Source organism: Pseudomonas fulva NBRC 16637 = DSM 17717, from assembly GCF_000730565.1.
GTDB classification, from domain to species: Bacteria; Pseudomonadota; Gammaproteobacteria; order Pseudomonadales; family Pseudomonadaceae; genus Aquipseudomonas; species Aquipseudomonas fulva.
Genome location: NZ_BBIQ01000018.1, coordinates 1 through 20,587 on the forward strand (window position 1 = coordinate 1; position 20,587 = coordinate 20,587).

The 20,587-nt window shown below is 62.7% G+C and carries 17 protein-coding genes; 15 read left to right on the plus strand and 2 right to left on the minus strand.

The window, feature by feature from the left end; all coding sequences use genetic code 11:
• The first annotated feature begins 160 nt into the window (after nt 1–160).
• The 3 genes from PFU01S_RS16785 to PFU01S_RS16795 all read left to right on the plus strand — a co-directional run bounded on the left by PFU01S_RS16785 (nt 161) and on the right by PFU01S_RS16795 (nt 2,192).
• Nucleotides 161–595, plus strand: coding sequence for an acyl-CoA thioesterase (locus PFU01S_RS16785; protein WP_027916481.1), 435 nt, complete (start codon nt 161–163; stop codon nt 593–595).
• 50 nt (nt 596–645) lie between these two features.
• Entirely contained in the window at nt 646–1,617 is a 972-nt protein-coding gene (locus PFU01S_RS16790) for a tRNA dihydrouridine synthase (RefSeq protein WP_027916482.1), read from the plus strand.
• A gap of 131 nt (nt 1,618–1,748) precedes the next feature.
• Complete coding sequence (locus tag PFU01S_RS16795) at nt 1,749–2,192, plus strand: Hsp20 family protein (RefSeq protein WP_027916483.1); 444 nt, start codon at nt 1,749–1,751, stop codon at nt 2,190–2,192.
• Nucleotides 2,193–2,258: 66 nt separating this feature from the next.
• Here PFU01S_RS16795 and PFU01S_RS16800 read toward each other — a convergent pair whose 3' ends face one another.
• A complete protein-coding gene (locus PFU01S_RS16800; protein WP_028688129.1) occupies nt 2,259–5,543 on the minus strand; it encodes a sensor domain-containing protein in 3,285 nt (1,094 codons plus the stop codon).
• Nucleotides 5,544–5,599: 56 nt separating this feature from the next.
• Nucleotides 5,600–6,478 carry a LysR family transcriptional regulator gene (locus tag PFU01S_RS16805; protein ID WP_028688130.1) on the minus strand — a complete coding sequence of 293 codons (879 nt, stop codon included), beginning with the start codon at nt 6,476–6,478 and terminating at the stop codon, nt 5,600–5,602.
• A gap of 130 nt (nt 6,479–6,608) precedes the next feature.
• Here PFU01S_RS16805 and leuC point away from each other — a divergent pair, with 130 nt between their 5' ends.
• The 12 genes from leuC (at nt 6,609) to PFU01S_RS16865 (ending at nt 20,494) form a co-directional block, all read left to right on the plus strand.
• Nucleotides 6,609–8,042 (plus strand): 3-isopropylmalate dehydratase large subunit, encoded by a 1,434-nt coding sequence (gene leuC / locus PFU01S_RS16810; protein WP_027916486.1) that lies wholly within the window; start codon nt 6,609–6,611, stop codon nt 8,040–8,042.
• Complete coding sequence (leuD, locus tag PFU01S_RS16815; RefSeq protein WP_027916487.1) at nt 8,039–8,683, plus strand: 3-isopropylmalate dehydratase small subunit; 645 nt, start codon at nt 8,039–8,041, stop codon at nt 8,681–8,683. Before leuC ends, leuD begins: the two co-directional genes overlap by 4 nt.
• Nucleotides 8,684–8,822: 139 nt before the next feature.
• Nucleotides 8,823–9,587 carry a class I SAM-dependent methyltransferase gene (locus PFU01S_RS16820; protein WP_028688131.1) on the plus strand — a complete coding sequence of 255 codons (765 nt, stop codon included), beginning with the start codon at nt 8,823–8,825 and terminating at the stop codon, nt 9,585–9,587.
• Between the two features lie 54 nt (nt 9,588–9,641).
• A complete protein-coding gene (gene leuB / locus PFU01S_RS16825; RefSeq protein ID WP_028688132.1) occupies nt 9,642–10,724 on the plus strand; it encodes a 3-isopropylmalate dehydrogenase in 1,083 nt (360 codons plus the stop codon).
• Nucleotides 10,725–10,786: 62 nt separating this feature from the next.
• On the plus strand, nt 10,787–11,899 hold the full coding sequence (asd, locus tag PFU01S_RS16830) for an aspartate-semialdehyde dehydrogenase (protein ID WP_027916490.1): 1,113 nt from the start codon (nt 10,787–10,789) through the stop codon (nt 11,897–11,899).
• Between the two features lie 193 nt (nt 11,900–12,092).
• Entirely contained in the window at nt 12,093–13,097 is a 1,005-nt protein-coding gene (locus tag PFU01S_RS16835; RefSeq protein WP_028688133.1) for an aspartate-semialdehyde dehydrogenase, read from the plus strand.
• Nucleotides 13,098–13,168: 71 nt separating this feature from the next.
• Nucleotides 13,169–15,787, plus strand: a complete 2,619-nt coding sequence (locus tag PFU01S_RS16840) for a motility hub landmark protein FimV (RefSeq protein WP_028688134.1) — start codon at nt 13,169–13,171, stop codon at nt 15,785–15,787.
• 111 nt (nt 15,788–15,898) lie between these two features.
• A complete protein-coding gene (gene truA, locus PFU01S_RS16845) occupies nt 15,899–16,753 on the plus strand; it encodes a tRNA pseudouridine(38-40) synthase TruA (RefSeq protein ID WP_027916494.1) in 855 nt (284 codons plus the stop codon).
• Between the two features lie 58 nt (nt 16,754–16,811).
• Nucleotides 16,812–17,432: a phosphoribosylanthranilate isomerase gene (locus PFU01S_RS16850; RefSeq protein WP_027916495.1), complete on the plus strand. Its 621-nt coding sequence runs from the start codon at nt 16,812–16,814 to the stop codon at nt 17,430–17,432.
• 221 nt (nt 17,433–17,653) lie between these two features.
• A complete protein-coding gene (accD, locus tag PFU01S_RS16855; RefSeq protein ID WP_023535975.1) occupies nt 17,654–18,547 on the plus strand; it encodes an acetyl-CoA carboxylase, carboxyltransferase subunit beta in 894 nt (297 codons plus the stop codon).
• Complete coding sequence (gene folC / locus PFU01S_RS16860; RefSeq protein ID WP_028688135.1) at nt 18,547–19,854, plus strand: bifunctional tetrahydrofolate synthase/dihydrofolate synthase; 1,308 nt, start codon at nt 18,547–18,549, stop codon at nt 19,852–19,854. The genes accD and folC overlap by 1 nt, the downstream gene beginning before the upstream one ends.
• Nucleotides 19,838–20,494: an SPOR domain-containing protein gene (locus tag PFU01S_RS16865; RefSeq protein WP_028688136.1), complete on the plus strand. Its 657-nt coding sequence runs from the start codon at nt 19,838–19,840 to the stop codon at nt 20,492–20,494. The genes folC and PFU01S_RS16865 overlap by 17 nt, the downstream gene beginning before the upstream one ends.
• Nucleotides 20,495–20,587: the final 93 nt, after the last annotated feature.

Sequence of the window (20,587 nt, forward strand, 5' to 3'; positions counted from 1 at the left end):
CGTTTACCCGCGTTTTGCGGGACTTTAAAGGCTCATTCGCATATTGAATGGGCCTTTTGTTTTTTCTACCAAAAAATCCCTAACGCCGCTCTCCCTTCTGGGGTGGACATTTCTGGTCCGCTCACTGCTAAATCCCCTTTTTGCCCCATGGGACATGAACATGAGCTGGGACCTGCCCACACCTTTCATAATCGACGTGCTTGTCGGCAGCGAAGACATCGATGGACTGGGGCATGCCAACAATGCCGTCTACGTCACTTGGCTGGAACGTTGCGCCTGGCGACATTCCCAACGCCTGGGGTTGGACCTTGCGGCGTATCGCCTGCTTGATCGCGCCATGGCGGTGGTCCGTCACGAAATCGATTACCTCGCCGCCGCTTACGAAGGTGACGAATTGGAGTTAGCCACCTGGATCGTCGACTGGGATCAGCGTCTGCGCATGACCCGACGGTTTCAGCTGCGTCGTGCGCGTGATGGGATGACCTTGCTTCGCGCCCGGACCACCTTTGCGTGTATCGAGCTGTCTACTGGCAAACCCAAGCGCATGCCTGCCGAATTTCTGGACGGCTACGGGCCAGCGCTGATGCCCGCCTGAAGCACGCCTAAATTTTGCTAGACTGCCGCCTTTTGCGCCGAGATCATTCCATGCAAATTGCCCTGGCCCCCATGGAGGGGCTGGTCGACAACATTCTGCGAGACGTACTGACCCGCGTAGGCGGCGTCGATTGGTGCGTCAGTGAATTCATCCGCGTCTGTGATCGCCTGCTGCCAGCCTCCTCGTTCCATAAATTGGCCCCCGAGCTGAGCAACGGCGCGCATACGGCGGCAGGCGTGCCCATGCGCGTGCAACTGCTGGGGTCCGACCCAGCGTGCCTTGCCGATAACGCTGCATTGGCCTGCGAGCTGGGCGCCCCGGTCATCGACCTCAACTTTGGCTGCCCCGCCAAGACGGTGAACAAGTCCCGGGGTGGGGCGGTGCTGCTCAAGGAGCCTGAGTTGCTCCACGCCATTGTCCGCGAGGTCCGGCGCGCGGTGCCTGCCGCGATCCCCGTCACCGCCAAGATGCGCCTGGGTTTCGACACCCCGGATGGGGCGCTGGACTGTGGCGTGGCCCTGGCTGAGGGCGGGGCGGCCCATTTGGTGGTACATGCCCGGACCAAGGTTGAAGGCTACAAGCCGCCTGCGCACTGGGAGTGGGTGGCGCGCGTGCAGGACGTGGTCAAGGTGCCGGTGTTCGCCAATGGCGAGATATGGACGGTCGACGACTGGCGTCGCTGCCGGGAAGTCAGCGGCGCTGAGCACATCATGCTGGGGCGTGGCCTGGTTTCTCGCCCTGACCTGGGTGTGCAGATTGCCGCAGCCAATGCCGGAACGCCCTACCAGGCCATGGGTTGGGAGCAATTGCTGCCGCTACTTCAGGCGTTCTGGCTTCAAGCCCAGGCCAAACTATCACCCCGATACGCCCCGGGACGAATGAAGCAATGGGTCGCCATGTTGACGCGCAGCTACCCTGAGGCCGTGCTGCTGTTCGCCGAGCTGCGCCGCGAAGATGACTGCGCGCGCATCGGGCGCTTGCTTGGCGTGGCGTCGACGGCAGATCAAGCGCAGGTGGCGTGACCACCTGGCACAGGCGAAATTTTTTTTGCACGGCCCTTGAAAGCGCCTTGATGGACCTTATCTCTTGAGTACGCGATGCCGAATTCGGGTCGCGTAATGACTTACTTGCTGATATCTCAGGAGTTATGACCATGACTACCGCTTTCTCTCTTGCACCACTGTTCCGCCACTCCGTTGGTTTCGACCGCTTCAATGACCTGTTCGAATCCGCGGCACGTAATGAGGCTGGTAGCAGCTACCCGCCCTACAATGTGGAAAAGCACGGTGATGACCAGTACCGCATCGTGGTTGCCGCGGCTGGTTTCCAGGAAGAGGATCTCGACCTTCAGGTCGAAAAAGGCGTGCTCACCGTGACCGGTGGCAAGCGTGACAATGGCTCGGCAGAAGTGACATACCTGCACCAGGGCATTGCCCAGCGCGCCTTCAAGCTCTCCTTCCGTCTGGCTGACCACATCGAGGTCAAGGCTGCGGGCTTGGCCAACGGTCTGCTTAGCATCGATCTGCTGCGTATCGTGCCTGAAGAAGCCAAGGCCAAGCGCATCCCGATCAACGGCGAGCAACCCGCGCTGAACTGATCCAGCGCATCACCAAGAAGGGCACCCCAGGGTGCCCTTCTTGCGTTGTGCAGGCGCGCGGTCACTTCAGGGCGCTTGCAACAGTTGCCGGAACGCCTGCAGCGGCAAAGGCCGGCTGTGCAGGTAGCCCTGGTACAGGTGACACCCCAATTTTTCCAGAAACGCCAGCTGTTCGGTCAGCTCTACACCCTCGGCGATTACCGCAAGCCCGAGGCTAAGCGCCATGGCCACGATGGCGCGGACGATTTCAGCATCGTTGGGGTCTATCGTTACGTCACGGACGAATGTCTGGTCAATCTTCAGTGCATCGACGGGCAGGCGTTTGAGGTAGGTCAGCGAGGAATACCCCGTGCCGAAGTCGTCCATGGCAAACGTTACCCCGTGGCTTTGCAACGCCCGCATCTTGGCAATGGTGTCTTCCAGGTTCTGAATGACGATACCTTCGGTGATTTCGAGCTTGAGCACTTTCCTGGGCAACTGACTGTCGTCGAGGCTGCGCAGGACGCGGCCAACAAAATCTTTCTGGCGAAATTGCCGCGGGCTGATGTTGACGCACAGGCTGAAATCGTCGGCATCTATCAAGCCGTCGGCCAGCAGGTGGGCGCAGGCAACGCAAGCCTCATCGAGTACCCAATTGCCCACCTCCAGAATCAACCCGCTTTCCTCAAGGACCTGAATGAACTGGCCCGGCGACTGCTGGCCGAGTTGAGGGTGGTGCCAGCGCAGCAGCACCTCGGCACCGACGATCCGGTTGTCGCGGGCGTCGATCTGCGGTTGATAATGCAGGGCCATTTCGCCACGGGCCAGCGCCAGGCGTAAATCACTCTCCATGCGCAGGCGTTCGCTGGCCGCCTTCTGCATGCTGGCATGAAACAGTTGAGTCGTATTGCGCCCGGAGTCCTTGGCGCGATAAAGCGCGATGTCGGCGCGTTTGAGCAGGTCGGCAGGCGTTGTGCCGTGGTCCGGGATCAAGGCCACGCCAATGCTGGGTGTCACCTGCAGGCGTTGGCCGTCGAGTGACATGGGCTGGGCCAGCAGCGCGCGTAGGGTGTCAGCCAACTGGCGAACCGTATCCTCGACCTCATCACGATCGCCTTCCAGGCCGCTGAGCAGTACCACGAACTCGTCACCGCCCAGCCGTGCCACGGTATCCTCTACACGTACACTGGCCTCTAGTCTGGCCGTGATGATCTTGAGCACTGCATCACCGACCGGATGGCCCAGCGAGTCGTTGATGTGCTTGAAATGGTCCAGATCGAGGAAAAGCAGGGCGCCGCGCAGATTGCGCTGCTTGAGCAAGGCGATCTGCTGACCCAGCCGCTCCATCAGCAGAGCACGGTTCGGAAGATTGGTCAGCGGGTCGTGGTAGGCAAGGTGACGGATCTGTGCCTGGGCGTGTTTCAGTTGGCTGACGTCCCGCGCGGTCATCAGCAGGCACTGCACGTCGTTGAGCAGGATCTGCTCCACGGACACCTCTACCGTCAGGAGATCGCCGCGCTTGTTGCGCCCCAGCATTTCTCGGTGGTGTACCCGGCCATGCTCGCGCAGTTCGGCCAGCAGGGTGGTTCGCTGTTGCGCATCGGTCCAGATGCCGATGTCGAAAACGGTGCGCCCGACGACCTCGCCCGCCGAGTATCCGGTCAAACGGCAGAAACCGTCGTTGATTTCCAGGTAACGCCCGGTTGCGCATTCAGTGATGGTGATGGCGTCCGGGCTTGAGTGAAACGCCTTGGCGAATTTCTCTTCGCTGGATTTGAGCGCTGCCTCTGCCCGCTGTTGTTGGGTGATGTCGCGCAGCGTGGTGACGCTGCAGGGTTGGCCGTCCACTGTGATCAGGCGGCTGGAGATCAGGCAGGTCAAGGCGTCGCCACTGCGGTGATGGACGACCAACGCAACATTGCTCAGGGCCTGCTCGCGGATGACCCGTTCGATGCGGTGCGCACGCAGGGCCGATTCGGCCCACAAGCCTATTTCTTGGGCCGTGCGGCCGATCAACTGCTCGGTCGTCCAACCGAAGGTATGGGTGAAGGCGGGGTTGATCTCGATGAATTGTCCCGTGTCCTGGCGCGTTACGCAGATAGGGTCGGGGCTGACTTGAAACAGGCTGGCAAACTTTTCCTCCGAGGCACTCAGGCGAAGCTCGCGCTCAACCTGGTCGGTGATGTCGAGCAGGGTGCCGGCCATGCGCAGAGGGTTGCCGTGATCGTCGCGATACAAGCGCGCACGGCTTTCGATATACCGCGAAACGCCATTCTCCAACTGTACCCGGTAGGTGAACTGATAATTGCCAGCCGGCCCTTCGCGCAGGCTGCTGTAGGCCTTGCGCATGGAGAGGCGTTCCTGTTCCGGAACGCCTTCAAAAAACGCATCGAAGGACTCGTGAAAGGCTACTGGCGGCAGCCCGTGTAATTGTGCAGCCCGGGCCGAGCCGTAGAGCATGCCGCTAGGAATGTGCCAGTCCCACGTGCCTAGCTGGGCCGAATCCAGCGCAAGGTCCAGGCGCTCCTGGCTGTCCTTGAGGGCAAGATCCGCGCGCTTTCGCTCGGTGGTGTCGACGAAAGTACTGAGCTGATAGGTGGTGCCTTCAAGCTCGATGCCCTGGGTGCAAAGGATGCCGTCGTGGACCTTGCCGTCGCTGCCGCGAAACTGCACCTCCATGGTCAGCGGGCCGCCGTTAAGGCGCGAAGAATCGAGCATGTGCTGGCGTTGCGCGGCGTCGGCCCACAACCCCAACGCCACGCTGGTACGGCCGATGACCTGGCTGGCGGGCCAGGCGAATGTATCCTCGAAGTGCCGATTGACTTCGAAGATCATGCCGTCGTGACGTCGGGTCAACAAGATGGCATTGGGGCTCAGGTGGAAGAGGGTGGCAAGGCGCTTTTCAGAGTTCATCAGCGCAGTTTCCCGCTCGCGCTGGCGCGTGATCTCGCGTACCACCCCAATCATCTGCGGCCTGCCGTGCGGGTCGCAGGTCAGGCTGCCATTGATCTCCAGCCAATGCAGGCTGCCGTCTGGCCAGCGAATGCGGTGGCGCATGGCCCGCCCTACCGGTTCGCCATCGAACACCGCCTGGAACGCCTTGCGTGTTCGCGCGCGGTCCTCTTCGGCAAGCAGGTCCAGGTAATCGATGTCTCCGGGCAGGGCGCGCAGCGGGTCGAAACCGAACAGGGCCTGGGTGCCCCGGGACCAGCTTACCCGGCCGCTTTCAATATCCCAAAGCCACGCACCCAGGCGCGCACCATTCAAGGCGGCCAACAGCTGCGGCGCACTCTGCCAGGCCTGCTCCGACGCCTCGGGGTCTGCCGCATGGATTCGCGGCAGGCGCATGAAGCGGTTTGCTGATTTGGGCATGGTTACCAGACCTTTGGCATGGGGCACATCCTTGAAGGGGCCGGGCAGACGGCTGTTCAGACGCTTGCGGCATGGCCATCGAGCAGGGCCATGAACGCCTTGGCGGCGTTGGACAGGGTCCGCTCGGTGTGCAGAATGTAGCCTAGCTGGCGGGACAACCCAATGCCGGGCAAGGCGATGGGTGCCACCTGGTCGTCAAGCATCGTGCGCGGCAGCACGCTCCAGGCCAGACCGATCGATACCATCATCTTGATGGTTTCCAGGTAGTTGGTGCTCATGGCGATGTTCGGTGTCAGGCCTTGGCTTTCGAACAGACGCTGGACAATGTGGTGGGTGAACGTATTGCCTCCTGGAAACACCGCAGGGTGGCAAGACACATCGGCAAGGGTAACGGCGTCGTTGTTGGCCAATGGGTGCTCGGGGGCGGCTACGAAATCCAGCGCGTCCTGCCATACCGGTACCGCGTTGATCAGGGGGTGGGGCTCAGGTGCGAGGGTAATGACCGCCAGTTCGGCACGACCATGCAGAATCTCATCGTAGGCCTGTTCCGAATCCAGAAACTGAATATCCAACGCCACTGCCGGGTATTGGCGGGTGAAAGCCCGCAATAATGGGGGAAGGCGGTGCAGGCCGATGTGGTGGCTTGTGGCCAGGGTCAACCGCCCCCCCACTTCCCCTGACAAATTGGTCAGCGCCCGTCGGGTATCCTCAAGCACGTTGAGAATTTGGTAGGCCCTGGGAAGCAGTGCACGCCCGGCTTCGGTCAATGTCACCTCGCGGCCCAGGCGGTCGAACAACCGTGTGCTCAACTGCTGCTCCAGGCCAGCAATGCGCTTGCTGACGGCAGGCTGGGTCAGGTACAGACGCTCGGCTGCACTGGAAAAGCTGCCGATTTCCGCAATGGCGATAAATGCACTGAGATTGGCCAAGTCCATTGGGAGAATTCCTTTCGGTTATCCAAAGGATAAAAATTATGAATTTGAGTTATTCACTCTAACCCCCTAGCATCGCCCATACAAGCCAAGGGGTCTTTGGCATAGAAAGACGCTGATGAGGAACAGTCTGATGGCTGGCAAAACGCTCTACGACAAACTCTGGGAAGCCCACGAGGTCAAGCGCCGTGATGACGGCTCGTCCTTGATCTACATCGACCGTCACATCATCCATGAAGTGACCTCGCCGCAGGCTTTCGAAGGGCTGCGCCTGGCCAAGCGCAAGCCATGGCGTATCGATGCCAACATCGCCACGCCCGACCACAACGTGCCGACCACCCCGGAGCGCAAGGGCGGGATCGAAGCCATTGTCGACCAGGTGTCGCGCCTACAGGTGCAGACCCTCGACGAGAACTGTGATGAATACGGCATCGTCGAATTCAAGATGAACGACGAGCGCCAGGGCATCGTCCACGTCATCAGCCCCGAACAAGGCGCTACCTTGCCAGGCATGACCGTGGTCTGCGGCGACTCACACACCTCCACCCACGGCGCCTTCGGTGCGCTGGCCCACGGCATCGGCACCTCCGAGGTCGAACACGTACTGGCTACCCAGTGCCTGGTGGCCAAGAAGATGAAGAACATGCTGGTGCGCGTCGAAGGCCAGCTGCCGCCGGGTGTCACGGCCAAGGACATCGTCCTGGCGGTGATCGGCAAGATCGGCACTGCCGGTGGCAACGGTCACGCGATGGAGTTTGCGGGCAGTGCCATTCGCGAGCTGTCGATGGAAGGCCGCATGACCATCTGCAACATGTCCATCGAAGCCGGTGCCCGTGTTGGCTTGGTGGCCACCGACGCCACCACCATCGCTTATGTCGAAGGCCGCCCTTACTCGCCCAAGGGCGAGCAGTGGACGCGTGCTGTCCAGGCGTGGAAAGACCTGGTGTCCGATGAGGATGCCGTTTTCGATACCGTGGTCGAACTCGATGCCACGCAGATCAAGCCGCAGGTCAGCTGGGGTACCTCGCCAGAAATGGTGCTTGCCGTCGACCAGCGGGTGCCGGACCCGGCTGCCGAAGCCGACCTGGTCAAGCGTGGCTCCATTGAGCGCGCCCTGAAGTACATGGGCCTGAAGGCCAACCAGGCGATCACCGATATCCACCTGGATCGCGTGTTCATCGGCTCGTGCACCAATTCGCGCATCGAAGACCTGCGCGCGGCAGCGCAGATCGCCAAGGGCCGCAAGGTGGCGAGCAGCGTCAAGCAAGCCATCGTCGTTCCCGGCTCGGGCCTGGTGAAGGCTCAGGCCGAGCGTGAAGGCCTGGACAAGATATTCGTCGAAGCCGGCTTCGAATGGCGCGAGCCAGGCTGCTCGATGTGCCTGGCCATGAACCCGGATCGGCTGGAAAGCGGCGAGCACTGTGCATCCACCTCCAACCGTAACTTCGAAGGTCGTCAGGGCGCAGGTGGCCGCACGCACCTGGTGAGCCCGGCCATGGCCGCCGCGGCCGCCGTCACCGGCCACTTCATCGATGTCCGCGAGTTGATCCAAGGGAGCGCAGCATGAAAGCTTTCACTCAGCACATAGGCCTGGTTGCGCCGTTGGACCGTGCCAACGTCGATACCGACCAGATCATCCCCAAGCAGTTCTTGAAGTCGATCAAGCGCACAGGCTTTGGCCCCAACCTGTTCGACGAGTGGCGTTACCTGGACGTAGGCCAGCCCTATCAGGACAACAGCAAGCGCCCGGTAAACGAAGAATTCGTGCTCAATCATCCGCGCTATCAAGGCGCCAGCGTGTTGTTGGCGCGCGAGAACTTCGGTTGCGGGTCCAGCCGTGAGCATGCCCCCTGGGCCCTGGACGAGTACGGCTTTCGGAGCATCATCGCGCCAAGCTTTGCCGATATCTTCTTCAACAACAGCTTCAAGAACGGCTTGCTGCCGATCATCCTCAGCGATGAAGAAGTCGATGAGCTGTTCAAGCAGGTAGAAGCCGCGCCAGGTTACCAGCTGACCATCGACCTGCAGGCCCAGGCGGTGACACGTCCGGACGGCAAGGTGCTGCACTTCGAGATCGACGCATTCCGCAAGCATTGCCTGCTCAATGGCCTGGACGACATTGGCCTGACCCTGCAGGACAGCGATGCGATCAAGGCGTTCGAGGGCAAGCACCGTGCTGCGCAACCCTGGCTGTTCCGTGACGCCTGACTGAAGCGAACGCGCTCACCGGCCTGCTTGCCAGCAGGTCGGTGCAAGCCGGATCGCCCACGCTCTCTGGCGACAGCCTGTACCACTGCCGCCATGGTCGATCCCGTATCGGCAACTCCTCCATCACCAGGACATCCCAATGACTCGTACACAGCATACCGATGTGGTTCAGCGCCAATTTGGCGATCAGGCGGGTGCCTACCTCAGCAGCGCCGTGCATGCTCAAGGCAGCGAGTTCGCGCTGTTGCAGGCCGAGTTGCAGGGGCAGGGCGATGCACGCGTGCTGGACCTGGGCTGCGGGGCAGGTCACGTCAGCTTCCAGGTTGCGCCGCTGGTGGCGCAGGTGGTCGCGTACGACCTTTCCCAGTCCATGCTGGACGTCGTCGCCAACGCTGCCGCCGATCGCGCGCTGACCAATATCATGACCGAGCGTGGCGCGGCAGAATCGCTGCCATTTGCCGATGCGTCGTTCGACTATGTGTTCAGCCGCTACTCAGCCCATCACTGGAGCGACCTGGGCCTGGCGCTGCGCGAGGTGCGCCGCGTGCTCAAGCCGGGCGGCGTGGCGGCATTCATCGACGTCATGTCGCCTGGTAGCCCGCTGCTGGACACGTACCTGCAAGCGGTAGAAGTGCTGCGCGACACCAGTCATGTTCGCAATTACTCTGCTGCCCAGTGGCAGCGCCAGGTCAGCGAGGCTGGCCTGCGTGTTCGCAGTCATGCCCGGCAGTCACTGCGCCTGGAATTCGGCAGTTGGGTCGAGCGCATGCGCACCCCTGAGCCGATGCGCCTGGCCATCCGCGAACTGCAGCAAGCCATGGGCGAAGAAGTACGGCAGTATTACCAGATCGAGGCCGATGGCTCGTTCAGCACGGATGTGCTGGTGCTGTGGGCAGAACGTTAAGCCTTTTTCGGCGCGGCCCGATTCGCCGCGCTGCGTGAATGCATAGAGGAAAGCATGAGCAAGCAGATTTTGATTCTTCCGGGTGATGGCATCGGTCCTGAAATCATGGCCGAAGCCGTCAAGGTGCTGGAGTTGGCCAATGACAAGTACCAGCTCGACCTCAGCCTGACCCATGACGTGATCGGTGGCGCAGCCATCGACAAGCACGGGGTGCCGCTGGCCGATGAAACCCTGGAGCGTGCACGCCAGGCCGATGCCGTGCTGCTCGGCGCCGTAGGCGGTCCCAAGTGGGACAAGATCGAGCGTGACATTCGTCCTGAGCGCGGCCTGCTGAAGATCCGCTCGCAACTGGGGCTGTTTGCCAACCTGCGCCCGGCCATTCTCTATCCGCAGCTGGCCGATGCGTCCTCGCTCAAGCCGGAAATCGTCTCTGGCCTGGACATCCTCATCGTTCGCGAGCTGACCGGCGGCATCTACTTCGGTGCCCCACGTGGTCAGCGCGAGCTTGAAGGTGGCGAGCGCCAGGCCTATGACACCTTGCCCTACAGCGAAAGCGAAGTGCGGCGTATCGCCCGCGTCGGTTTCGACATGGCCCGGGTGCGTGGCAAGAAACTGTGCTCGGTGGACAAGGCCAACGTTCTGGCTTCCAGTCAGCTGTGGCGGGAAGTGGTCGAGAGCGTGGCACAGGATTACCCGGATGTGGAACTGAGCCACATGTACGTCGACAACGCGGCGATGCAGCTGGTGCGCGCACCGAAGCAGTTCGACGTCATGGTGACCGACAACATGTTCGGCGACATCCTGTCGGATGAAGCTTCCATGCTGACCGGTTCCATCGGCATGCTGCCATCGGCGTCGCTGGATGCCAACAACAAGGGCATGTACGAGCCCTGCCACGGCTCGGCGCCGGATATCGCCGGAGCAGGCATCGCCAACCCGTTGGCCACCATCCTGTCCGTGTCGATGATGCTGCGCTACAGCTTCGACCAGTCGGCTGCTGCCGAGGCCATCGAGCAGGCTGTCAGCCTGGTGCTCGACCAGGGCTTGCGCACTGGCGACATTTTCTCCGAGGGCTGCCGCAAGGTCGGCACGCAGGAAATGGGCGACGCAGTAGTCGCAGCGCTGCGGAATCTGTAATCTCTCTGGCCCGCCATCCCCAATCCCGATGGCGGCCCACTTTTAGCAAAGGTGTAGTTGCGATGAAACGTGTAGGTCTGATCGGTTGGCGCGGCATGGTTGGTTCCGTGCTCATGCAGCGAATGCTGGAGGAGCAGGATTTCGACCTTATCGAGCCCGTGTTCTTCACCACCTCCAATATTGGTGGCCAGGGCCCGAACGTGGGCAAGGATACCGCGCCGCTCAAGGACGCGTATTCCATCGAAGAGCTCAAGACCCTCGACGTGATCCTGACTTGCCAGGGCGGCGACTACACCAATGAAGTGTTCCCCAAGCTGCGCGAAGCAGGCTGGCAGGGCTACTGGATCGATGCGGCCTCGTCCCTGCGGATGCAGGATGATGCGGTCATCGTGCTCGACCCGGTCAACCGCAAGGTCATCGACCACCAGCTTGATGCCGGTACCCGCAACTTCATCGGCGGCAATTGCACGGTCAGCCTGATGCTGATGGGCCTTGGCGGGTTGTTCGAGGCCGGTCTGGTGGACTGGATGAGCGCCATGACCTACCAGGCAGCGTCCGGTGCAGGGGCGCAGAACATGCGCGAGCTGATCAAGCAGATGGGTGCCACCCATGCGGCGGTCGCCGAGGACCTGGCCAACCCGGCCAGCGCCATCCTCGACATCGACCGTAAAGTGGCCGAAGCCATGCGCAGCGATGCCTACCCGGCTGAAAACTTCGGCGTCCCATTGGCCGGCAGCTTGATCCCCTGGATCGACAAGGAGTTGCCCAACGGCCAGAGCCGCGAAGAATGGAAGGCGCAGGCCGAAACCAACAAGATTCTGGGTCGCTTCAAGAACCCGATTCCGGTGGATGGCATCTGCGTGCGCATCGGTGCAATGCGTTGCCACAGCCAGGCGCTGACCATCAAGCTGAACAAGGACGTGCCGATCGCCGACATCGAAGGCATGATCAGCCAGCATAATCCTTGGGTGAAGCTGGTACCCAACCAGCGCGAAATCAGCATGCAGGAACTGACCCCCACCAAGGTGACCGGCACGTTGAACATTCCGGTTGGTCGTCTGCGCAAGCTGAACATGGGTTCCCAGTACCTGGGGGCGTTCACGGTAGGTGACCAACTGCTGTGGGGCGCTGCCGAACCGCTGCGTCGTATGCTGCGGATCCTGCTGGAACGTTGATACGGCCCCATCTGTACCCGAACCCGCGCTGCTCCCAGCGCGGGTTTTTTATTTTGAGGCGTGCGGTGAAGGTGGCAGGGGATACGAGGCTGCGCACAGGCAGGTGGCGACTACCTGCGACGGGTCGGCGTTGGCCTCGCTTGTGTAATGCGGGTAAAGTGCCGCTCCCGTTTCGCCAGAGGCAGCCTGCAATATGAAACCTTCATTCGATATCGCCGTCGTCGGTGCCACCGGCAGCGTCGGTGAGGCGTTGGTCCAGATTCTCGAAGAGCTGGATTTCCCGGTCGCCACCCTGCATCTGCTCGCCAGCATCGAATCGGCGGGCAGCAGCGTGATGTTCGCCGGGAAGAAGCTCAAGGTACGTGAAGTCGAGGGGTTCGATTTCGCGCAGGTCAAGCTGGCGTTCTTTGCAGCCGGTGCCGCGGTCAGCCGCAGCTTCGCCGCCCGAGCTGTGCAAGCGGGCTGCACCGTCATCGACCTGTCCGGTGCCCTGGACAACGCCTTGGTTGTCGTTCCAGAGGCCAACGCCGAGCAGGTGGCGGGGCTCAAGCGGCCCGCGCTGATCACAAGCCCCTGTTCAGGAGCCGTGGCCGCCGCCGCCGCGCTGGCCCCGATCAAGCATTTGCTGGACATCGAGCATGTTCAGGTGGTGGCGTCTTTGGCGGTATCGGCTCAAGGCCGTGAGGCAGTCAACGAGCTTGCGCGGCAAACGGCCGAGTTGCTCAATGCCCGTCCGTTGGAACCGCGTTTCTTCGATCGCCAGGTCGCCTTCAACGTGCTGGCCCAGGTCGGCAAGGTCGACGAGCAGGGTCATACCGCCGTGGAGCGGCGGATGGTGCAGGAGCTGCGCGAGCTGCTGGGCCAGCCTGAACTGAGTATTTCAGCAAGCTGCATTCAAGTCCCGGTGTTTTTCGGCGATAGCTTCAATGTGGCGGTGCAGTGCCGCCACGCCGTGGATTTATCGGCCGTCAACCAGGCCTTGGACGTGGCGGCAGGCATCGACCGGGTAGATCCGGACGACTATCCAACACCGGTTGGCGACGCAGTGGGGCAGGACGTGGTCTATGTTGGACGTGTACGCCATGGCGTTGATCAAACCCGGCAGCTCAACCTCTGGTTGACCACCGACAATGTGCGCAAGGGCGCGGCGCTCAACGCTGTGCAGGTGGCACAATTGTTGATTAAACACGGTCTGTAAAAGATACTGGCAGGCACTTTTGTCCTGCTCTGCCTGCACGTTTCGGGACGATCCATACAAGGGAAGAGTTCATGCTTCGAATCCGCAAACTGGTTCTGGCCATGGCAGCAGCCTCGGCGCTGTCCTCGGGCATGGCCAACGCTCTGGGCTTGGGAGAGCTGACCCTGAAGTCGGCGCAGAACCAGCCACTGGAGGCCGAAATCGAACTGCTCGATGTGCGTGACCTGACCGCGGCGCAGCTGGCACCAAGCCTGGCCCCGCCTGAAGAGTTCGCCAAGGCAGGCGTGAACTTCTCCAGCGCCTTGCAGGACTTGCGCTTTACGCCTGTGATCAACCCCAATGGCCGAAGCGTGCTTCGCGTGACCTCCAGCCAGCCCATGCCGGGGCCGGTGGTCAAGTTCCTGGTACAGGTGATGTGGCCTCAGGGCCGCCTGTTGCGTGACTACAGCGTCCTGTTGGATCAGGCCAAGGCCCAGGGCCCGCAGGCCGCAACGGGCACTGTCGCCGCTGCGACCACCGGCCCTGGCAGCTATACGACCCAGCGCCGCGATACCCTGTGGCAGATCGCGGCGCGCAACGCCCAGGGCGGGTCGATCCAGCAAACCATGATCGCGATCCAGGCGCTGAACCCGGATGCGTTCATCGGCAACAACATCAACCAGCTCAAGGTAGGCCAGGTATTGCGCCTGCCCGATCAGCAACAGATCCAGAGCATCGCCCAAGGTGAAGCCAATCGCGAGGTCGCCGAGCAGTACGCGGCCTGGCGCGAGGGTAGACGCCTGGGGCCACGTGCCCGCCAGCTCGACGCCACCCGCCGTGGTGCAGCAGACGCCGCACCCGCTGCCATCGCCCAAGGCGACAACCTGCGCCTGGTCAGCCCTGGCAACCAGCCGGGTACCGGTCAGGCCAAGGCGCTGAATGACAAGCTGGCAGTGGCGCAGGAAAGCCTGGACACCAGCCGCCGTGACAACGAAGAACTCAAAAGCCGCATGTCCGACCTGCAGAGCCAGCTGGACAAGCTGCAGCGCCTGATCGAGCTCAAGAACGATCAGTTGGCCCGGCTGGAAGCTCAAGGTGCGGCTACCCCTGCGCCAGCAGCGGCGGTCCCTGGCGAACCCGGTCAGCAGGCCCTGGCGCCTGCGCAGGCGGCTGTGCCTGTGACCGACCCGGTCCCGACGGCGAGCCAGCCGGCCGTTCCCGATCAACCCGTGATCGCGCCAGCGCCCTCGGCTGCGCCAGACGCCCAACCCGCGGCCGCAGACACCCAGGCGGACAGCAGCCTCGACGACGTACTGGCAAGCCGCTGGTTGCTATGGCTGATCGCCGGTTCTACCGTCCTGGTCCTGGCGCTGCTGCTCTGGCTGCTGGCGCGTAAGCGCAGGGCCCAACAGGAAGCCGAGAAGCATTTGCGCATGGCGCGCGCTCTGGAAGAGGAGCAGATCGAGGGTTTCGATCCAGAGGATGACAGCCTGGATGGCGTCGAAGTCGTGTCCCCGACCGTTACGCTCTCGCCAGCGGCGGTCGCCGCCTCGGCGGCAGCGGCAGCGGCCTCTGAAAAACCCGTTGCACAACCTGTGCGTGAGCCCGCGGCAGACCCTTATGGGCCCTTGTTGGCGCAGGCCGAGGTGTGCATTGCCGAGGGTCGCCTGAACCGTGCCACGGAGCTGCTGGAGCCTGCAGTTGCCAGCGCGCCCAGGCGCGATGACCTGCGCTTGAAATTGATGGAGGTCTACGCTCGCCAAGGTGATCAAAGCGCCTTCGCCGAGCAGGAGCGCCAGTTGCCGGCGACGGCGGGGAACACCGCAGAAGTGGCCGGCCTTCGCGAACGTTACCCGGCGATGCTGGCCTTGGCGGCGGCCGGTGTGGGCGCTGCTGCCTTGGCTGCCAAGCTGGACGAGCAGTATGTGCAAGGGCTGCTCGATGATCAGCCGGTTTCATCACCTGCAGTGGCAGCGGAGCCGCAGGCTCAGGCCGCTGCCGATTCGGACGCCTTCGGGGATATTCCGACGCTCGATACTGCGCAGCTGGATGATCCGGCGCTGGATGACGATTTCGACTTGAGCCTGGACGAGCCTTCTCCCGAGCCCGCGACATCGGCTGCCAGCCCGACCACTGATGCGCTCGCTTCAGAGGCCCAAATGCAAGACCCGGCCGATGCAGACTTCGAAACCTTGCTGGCGCAAGCCAGCGCTGAAGCCACGCCAGCCCAGGATCTGTCCGATTTCGACCTGGACATCGGTGAACCCGAGGGGACGGGTGGTCGGGATGACGCAGCGCCCAGTGCAATCGATCCGGTACCGGCCTTTGATCCGGCCACCGATTTCGACCTGCCGGCCGATTTTGATCTCTCCCTGCAGGACGATTCGCCAGGCGCGCAACAGTTCGCCTCCGAACTCGATGACGTCAACGCCGAGCTGGACAAACTCTCGCAAAGTCTGGAGTCGCCCTCCCTGGAGCCGCACTTCACTGAAGAGGATGCCGCCGCGCAACCTGAACTCGAACCGATCGACGACCTGGATTTCGACTTCTTTTCGGGCGCCGACGAGGTGGCCACCAAGCTCGATCTGGCCCGCGCCTACATCGACATGGGCGATCACCAAGGCGCCCGCGACATCCTCGACGAAGTGGTCAAGGATGGCGATGAACGTCAGCGCGAAGAAGCAGAGGATATGCTTTCGCGTCTGGTCTAGGCCTTCGCGTGGAGCCCTTTGGTCGTAACCCGTGAACCCGATGGCAGCCCTGTACGGCTGCCATTGTCGTTATAATCCCCGGCATTTCGTACACCAACAGGTTGCAGATTCTTGGACATCATCGACACCGCCTCGGCCGAATCCGCTGCCGAAGGCTGCACGCGTATCGCCTTGGGTGTGGAATACAAGGGCGCCCGCTACCGCGGCTGGCAACGCCAGGCCAGCGGCGTGCCCAGTGTTCAGCAAGCCTTGGAACAGGCACTTTCCAAAGTGGCCAACGAGCCCATTTCAGTCGTCTGCGCCGGCCGTACCGATGCAGGCGTACATGGCTGTGGGCAGGTCGTGCATTTCGACACCCATGCGGTGCGTGACGAACGCGCCTGGACCATGGGCACTAATTTCAACCTGCCCCATGACATCAGCGTCGTATGGTCCAAGCCCATGCCAGCCGATTTCCATGCGCGCTTCAAGGCCTGTGCCAGGCGCTATCGCTACGTGATCTACAACGATCCGATTCGGCCTGCTCACCTGGCCGAGGAGGTGACCTGGAATCATCGTCCGCTGGACATCGAGCGCATGGCGCAGGCCGCTTCGAGCCTGCTTGGCACCCATGATTTCAGCGCGTTCCGCGCTAGCCAATGCCAGGCCAAGTCGCCGATCAAGCACATCTATCACCTGCGGGTTACCCGTCACGGGCAGATGATCGTGCTGGATATCCGGGCTACCGCGTTCCTGCATCACATGGTACGCAACATCGCCGGCGTGCTGATGGCTATCGGCGCGGGCGAACGGCCGGTGGAGTGGGCGCGTCAGGTGCTCGAGGGGCGGGACCGCCGCGAAGGTGGCGTCACGGCCCACCCCTATGGGCTTTATCTGGTCCAGGTGGAGTACCCGGAGGCCTTTGCGCTGCCCGAGCGTTACATTGGCCCGCACTTTCTGACGGGCTACGACGCATTGGCTGACTGACGCACGAAGCGCCATTTGCTAAGATTCCGCCTTTGACCGCGCAAACAGGTTGCTGTCCATGAGCATCGTTCGCAGTAAAATCTGCGGGATCACCCGCATCGAAGACGCACTGGCGGCTGCCGAGGCTGGGGCCGATGCCATCGGGCTGGTCTTCTATGCCAAGAGCCCGCGTGCCGTGACCGTACAGCAGGCACGCGCCATCATTGCCGAGCTGCCGCCCTTCGTGACCACGGTCGGGTTGTTCGTCAATGCCACGCGTTGCGAGCTGAGTGAAATACTCGAAGCGGTGCCACTGGACCTCTTGCAGTTCCATGGTGATGAAACCCCGCACGATTGCGCAGGCCATCACCGGCCGTGGATCAAGGCCTTGCGGGTACGTCCGGGTGACGACCTGAAGCTTGCGTGCCGGCAATATGCCGACGCATCCGGCATCCTGTTGGACACCTTCGTGCCGGGTATCCCTGGAGGCACGGGCGAAGCGTTCGACTGGTCACTGGTGCCTGCCGGCCTGGGCAAGCCGATCATTCTGGCCGGTGGTCTGTCGGCGGACAACGTCGGGCAGGCGATCGCCCAGGTGCGCCCGTACGCGGTCGATGTCAGCGGCGGTGTCGAGCAGGCCAAGGGCATCAAGGACGCGGCCAGGATCGAAGCATTCGTACGCGCGGTGAAACAGGCTTGAGCAGATGTGACGGCAGGCAGCGCGCCATCGTCCATAGCTATCTCAGCCCCATGGGCCAGCCGGCCCTGCGTGGGGCGGTCAACCGAATTGTTCAGGGTGGTGCGGCAGGGGTGATGAACCCGGGTTGCCGCATCACCTACGTTTCATAAGCATTTGAGCTCAAAAGGGCAGGGCAGGCCGGCTACGCTGGTCCCCTCCCGCCGATACTGGAGAAAGAAAGCATGAGCAACTGGTTAGTCGACAAACTGATCCCTTCCATCATGCGTTCCGAGGTGAAGAAGAGCTCGGTACCTGAAGGCCTGTGGCACAAATGCCCGTCCTGTGAGGCCGTGCTGTACCGTCCGGAGCTGGAAAAGACCCTGGACGTATGCCCCAAGTGCAACCACCACATGCGCATCGGCGCACGTGCACGCATCGATATCTTCCTGGATGCCGAGGGCCGTGCCGAGCTGGGCGCCGACCTGGAGCCGGTCGACCGGCTGAAGTTCCGCGACGGCAAGAAGTACAAGGACCGTCTGACCGGCGCGCAGAAGCAGACCGGTGAAAAAGACGCCCTGATCTCCATGAGCGGCACCCTGATGGGCATGCCGATCGTGGTCAGCGCGTTTGAATTTTCCTTCATGGGCGGCTCCATGGGTGCCATCGTCGGCGAGCGTTTCGTGCGCGCAGCCAACTATGCCCTGGAACATCGCTGCCCGATGGTGTGTTTCTCGGCTTCCGGGGGTGCCCGCATGCAGGAAGCGCTGATCTCGCTGATGCAGATGGCCAAGACCTCTGCGGTGCTGGCGCGTCTGCGTGAAGAAGGCATCCCGTTCATCTCGGTACTGACCGACCCCGTCTACGGCGGCGTGTCCGCCAGCCTGGCGATGCTGGGCGACGTCATCGTTGGCGAGCCCAAGGCCCTGATCGGCTTTGCCGGCCCACGCGTCATCGAGCAGACCGTACGCGAGAAGTTGCCTGAAGGCTTCCAGCGTAGCGAATTCTTGCTGGAGCACGGTGCCATCGACCTGATCATCTCCCGGGGCGACCTGCGTCCACGGCTGGCGCGCCTGCTGGCCCAGATGACCGGCCAGCAGACCCCGGTCGAGGCCCTCGAGGCGGCTGCTGTCGCGTGATGACCCAACGGACCCTTGGCGAGTGGCTCGCCTATCTCGAGCAGCTGCACCCCTCTGCCATCGACATGGGGCTGGAGCGTTCGCAAGCGGTGCTGGCGCGCCTGGCACTGGGCAAGCTTGCCCCGCGTGTGGTGACAGTAACGGGCACCAACGGCAAGGGTTCGACTTGCGCGTTCCTCGCTTCGCTGCTGCGCACACAGGGGCTGAGGGTCGGCGTGTACAGTTCGCCGCACCTGCTGCGCTACAACGAGCGCGTGCTCATTGACGGCGTTGAAGCCAGCGATGCGCAGTTGTGCGAGGCGTTCGCAGCGGTCGAGGCGGCGCGCGGCGAAATCTCCCTGACCTATTTCGAGATGGGTACCCTGGCGGCGTTCTGGCTGTTCGAGCGATCGCAGCTCGATGCGGTGGTGCTGGAAGTCGGGCTGGGTGGGCGGCTGGACACGGTGAATGTCGTGGACGCCGACATCGCGCTCGTGACCAGCATCGGGGTCGATCACATCGATTACCTGGGCGATACCCGCGAGCAGGTGGCTTTCGAGAAGGCAGGTATCTTCCGTGCCGGCAAGCCCGCGCTCTGTGGAGACCTCGATCCGCCCCAGCCGTTGCTCGACAAGGCCAGTGAACTGGCAGCTCCGCTGCGGTTGCGGGGCCGCGACTTCGACCTTCAGGTGGCCGAGCGTGGCTGGAGCTGGCACGGCACATCCGGCGAAGGTGAAAAAGTCGTCTTGATGGACCTGCCCCTGCTGGATCTGCCCATGGAAAACGCCGCCTTGGCCCTGCAGGCCTACCTGCTGAGCGGCTTGCCCTGGCGTCCTGCGCAGCTGCGCCAGGCACTGGTCGATACGCGCATCACGGGTCGCCTCGATCGGCGCGTGATCCACTGGCGTGGCGCTGCGGTTGAGCTGCTGCTGGATGTCGGGCACAACCCACATGCAGCTCAGTACCTGGCCCGGCGTCTGGCATCCAGGCCACTGGCTGGCCGGCGTCTGGCCGTGTTCGGCTTGCTGTGCGACAAGGACCTCGAGGGTGTGATCGCGCCCTTGCAGGCCCTGGTCGATGAGTGGGCCGTTACACCGCTTGCCACCCCGCGTAGTCGGCCTGCTGCTGAATTGGCACAGGCCCTGACGAACCTCGGCGCCACGGTGAAGTCTTATGCCAGCGTCGACGCTGCCCTGGAGGGGCAGTGCGCGAACGCCACGGCAGATGATCAGATCCTGCTGTTCGGTTCGTTTTTCTGTGTCGCTCAGGCGCTGGAATGGTTGCAGCGGCATCCCCAGGAGGGTGGGATAGATGGCAGTGCTGGATAAAGGAATGAAGCAGCGCATGATCGGTGCGCTGGTGCTGGTCGCGCTGGCGGTGATTTTCCTGCCAATGCTGTTTTCGCGGCAGGATGAAATGCGTGAGGTGCACGTCGATGCCCCTCAGGCGCCTGTTGCACCGTCGGTGCCTGAGGTAAAGGTCGACCCTGTTGCCGTGCCCGAACCCCAGGCCTTGCCAGAGCAAGCGGATCCGGCGCCGGTGGTGGTAGACGAGTCGTCCGCGCCAGCGCGTGCGCCCAGCCAGCCCATCACGCCGTCGCCGCAGGCCCAGCAGGCCCAACCTGCTCCGCCGGCCGTGGCCAAGGTAGAGCCCAAGGCGCCGGCCGCTTCTGCGCCAGCAGCAACGTCGACCAAGGCCGGCGCGCCGTCCAAACTGGACGCCAACGGCCTGCCGGTCAGTTGGTCGATTCAATTGGCGAGCCTGTCCAATCGGGCAGGCGCCGAGAAGCTGCAGCAGACCCTGCGTAGCCAGGGCTACAACGCCTATATCCGCGCAGCCGGTGGCATGAATCGGGTGTATGTCGGCCCGCTGATCGAGCGTGCCGACGCCGAGCGCACCCGCGATGCCATCAACCGCCAAAACAGCCTCAAAGGCTTCGTCGTGCGCTTCCAGCCGGAACGCAGCTGAAGGAGAGGGGCGGCATTGCCGTCCCGTCCCAGTCAGCGAGCATATTGGCGGTGCCCAGCAGGCTTGCTGTCCTGGCTGGGCGATCCACTGACA

Coding starts and splice junctions, on each gene's coding strand:
- PFU01S_RS16785 (WP_027916481.1), top strand. CDS start 161: ATGAGCTGGGACCTGCCCACACCTTTCATAATCGACGTGCTTGTCGGC.
- PFU01S_RS16790 (WP_027916482.1), top strand. CDS start 646: ATGCAAATTGCCCTGGCCCCCATGGAGGGGCTGGTCGACAACATTCTG.
- PFU01S_RS16795 (WP_027916483.1), top strand. CDS start 1,749: ATGACTACCGCTTTCTCTCTTGCACCACTGTTCCGCCACTCCGTTGGT.
- PFU01S_RS16800 (WP_028688129.1), bottom strand. CDS start 5,543: ATGCCCAAATCAGCAAACCGCTTCATGCGCCTGCCGCGAATCCATGCG.
- PFU01S_RS16805 (WP_028688130.1), bottom strand. CDS start 6,478: ATGGACTTGGCCAATCTCAGTGCATTTATCGCCATTGCGGAAATCGGC.
- leuC (WP_027916486.1), top strand. CDS start 6,609: ATGGCTGGCAAAACGCTCTACGACAAACTCTGGGAAGCCCACGAGGTC.
- leuD (WP_027916487.1), top strand. CDS start 8,039: ATGAAAGCTTTCACTCAGCACATAGGCCTGGTTGCGCCGTTGGACCGT.
- PFU01S_RS16820 (WP_028688131.1), top strand. CDS start 8,823: ATGACTCGTACACAGCATACCGATGTGGTTCAGCGCCAATTTGGCGAT.
- leuB (WP_028688132.1), top strand. CDS start 9,642: ATGAGCAAGCAGATTTTGATTCTTCCGGGTGATGGCATCGGTCCTGAA.
- asd (WP_027916490.1), top strand. CDS start 10,787: ATGAAACGTGTAGGTCTGATCGGTTGGCGCGGCATGGTTGGTTCCGTG.
- PFU01S_RS16835 (WP_028688133.1), top strand. CDS start 12,093: ATGAAACCTTCATTCGATATCGCCGTCGTCGGTGCCACCGGCAGCGTC.
- PFU01S_RS16840 (WP_028688134.1), top strand. CDS start 13,169: ATGCTTCGAATCCGCAAACTGGTTCTGGCCATGGCAGCAGCCTCGGCG.
- PFU01S_RS16850 (WP_027916495.1), top strand. CDS start 16,812: ATGAGCATCGTTCGCAGTAAAATCTGCGGGATCACCCGCATCGAAGAC.
- accD (WP_023535975.1), top strand. CDS start 17,654: ATGAGCAACTGGTTAGTCGACAAACTGATCCCTTCCATCATGCGTTCC.
- folC (WP_028688135.1), top strand. CDS start 18,547: ATGACCCAACGGACCCTTGGCGAGTGGCTCGCCTATCTCGAGCAGCTG.
- PFU01S_RS16865 (WP_028688136.1), top strand. CDS start 19,838: ATGGCAGTGCTGGATAAAGGAATGAAGCAGCGCATGATCGGTGCGCTG.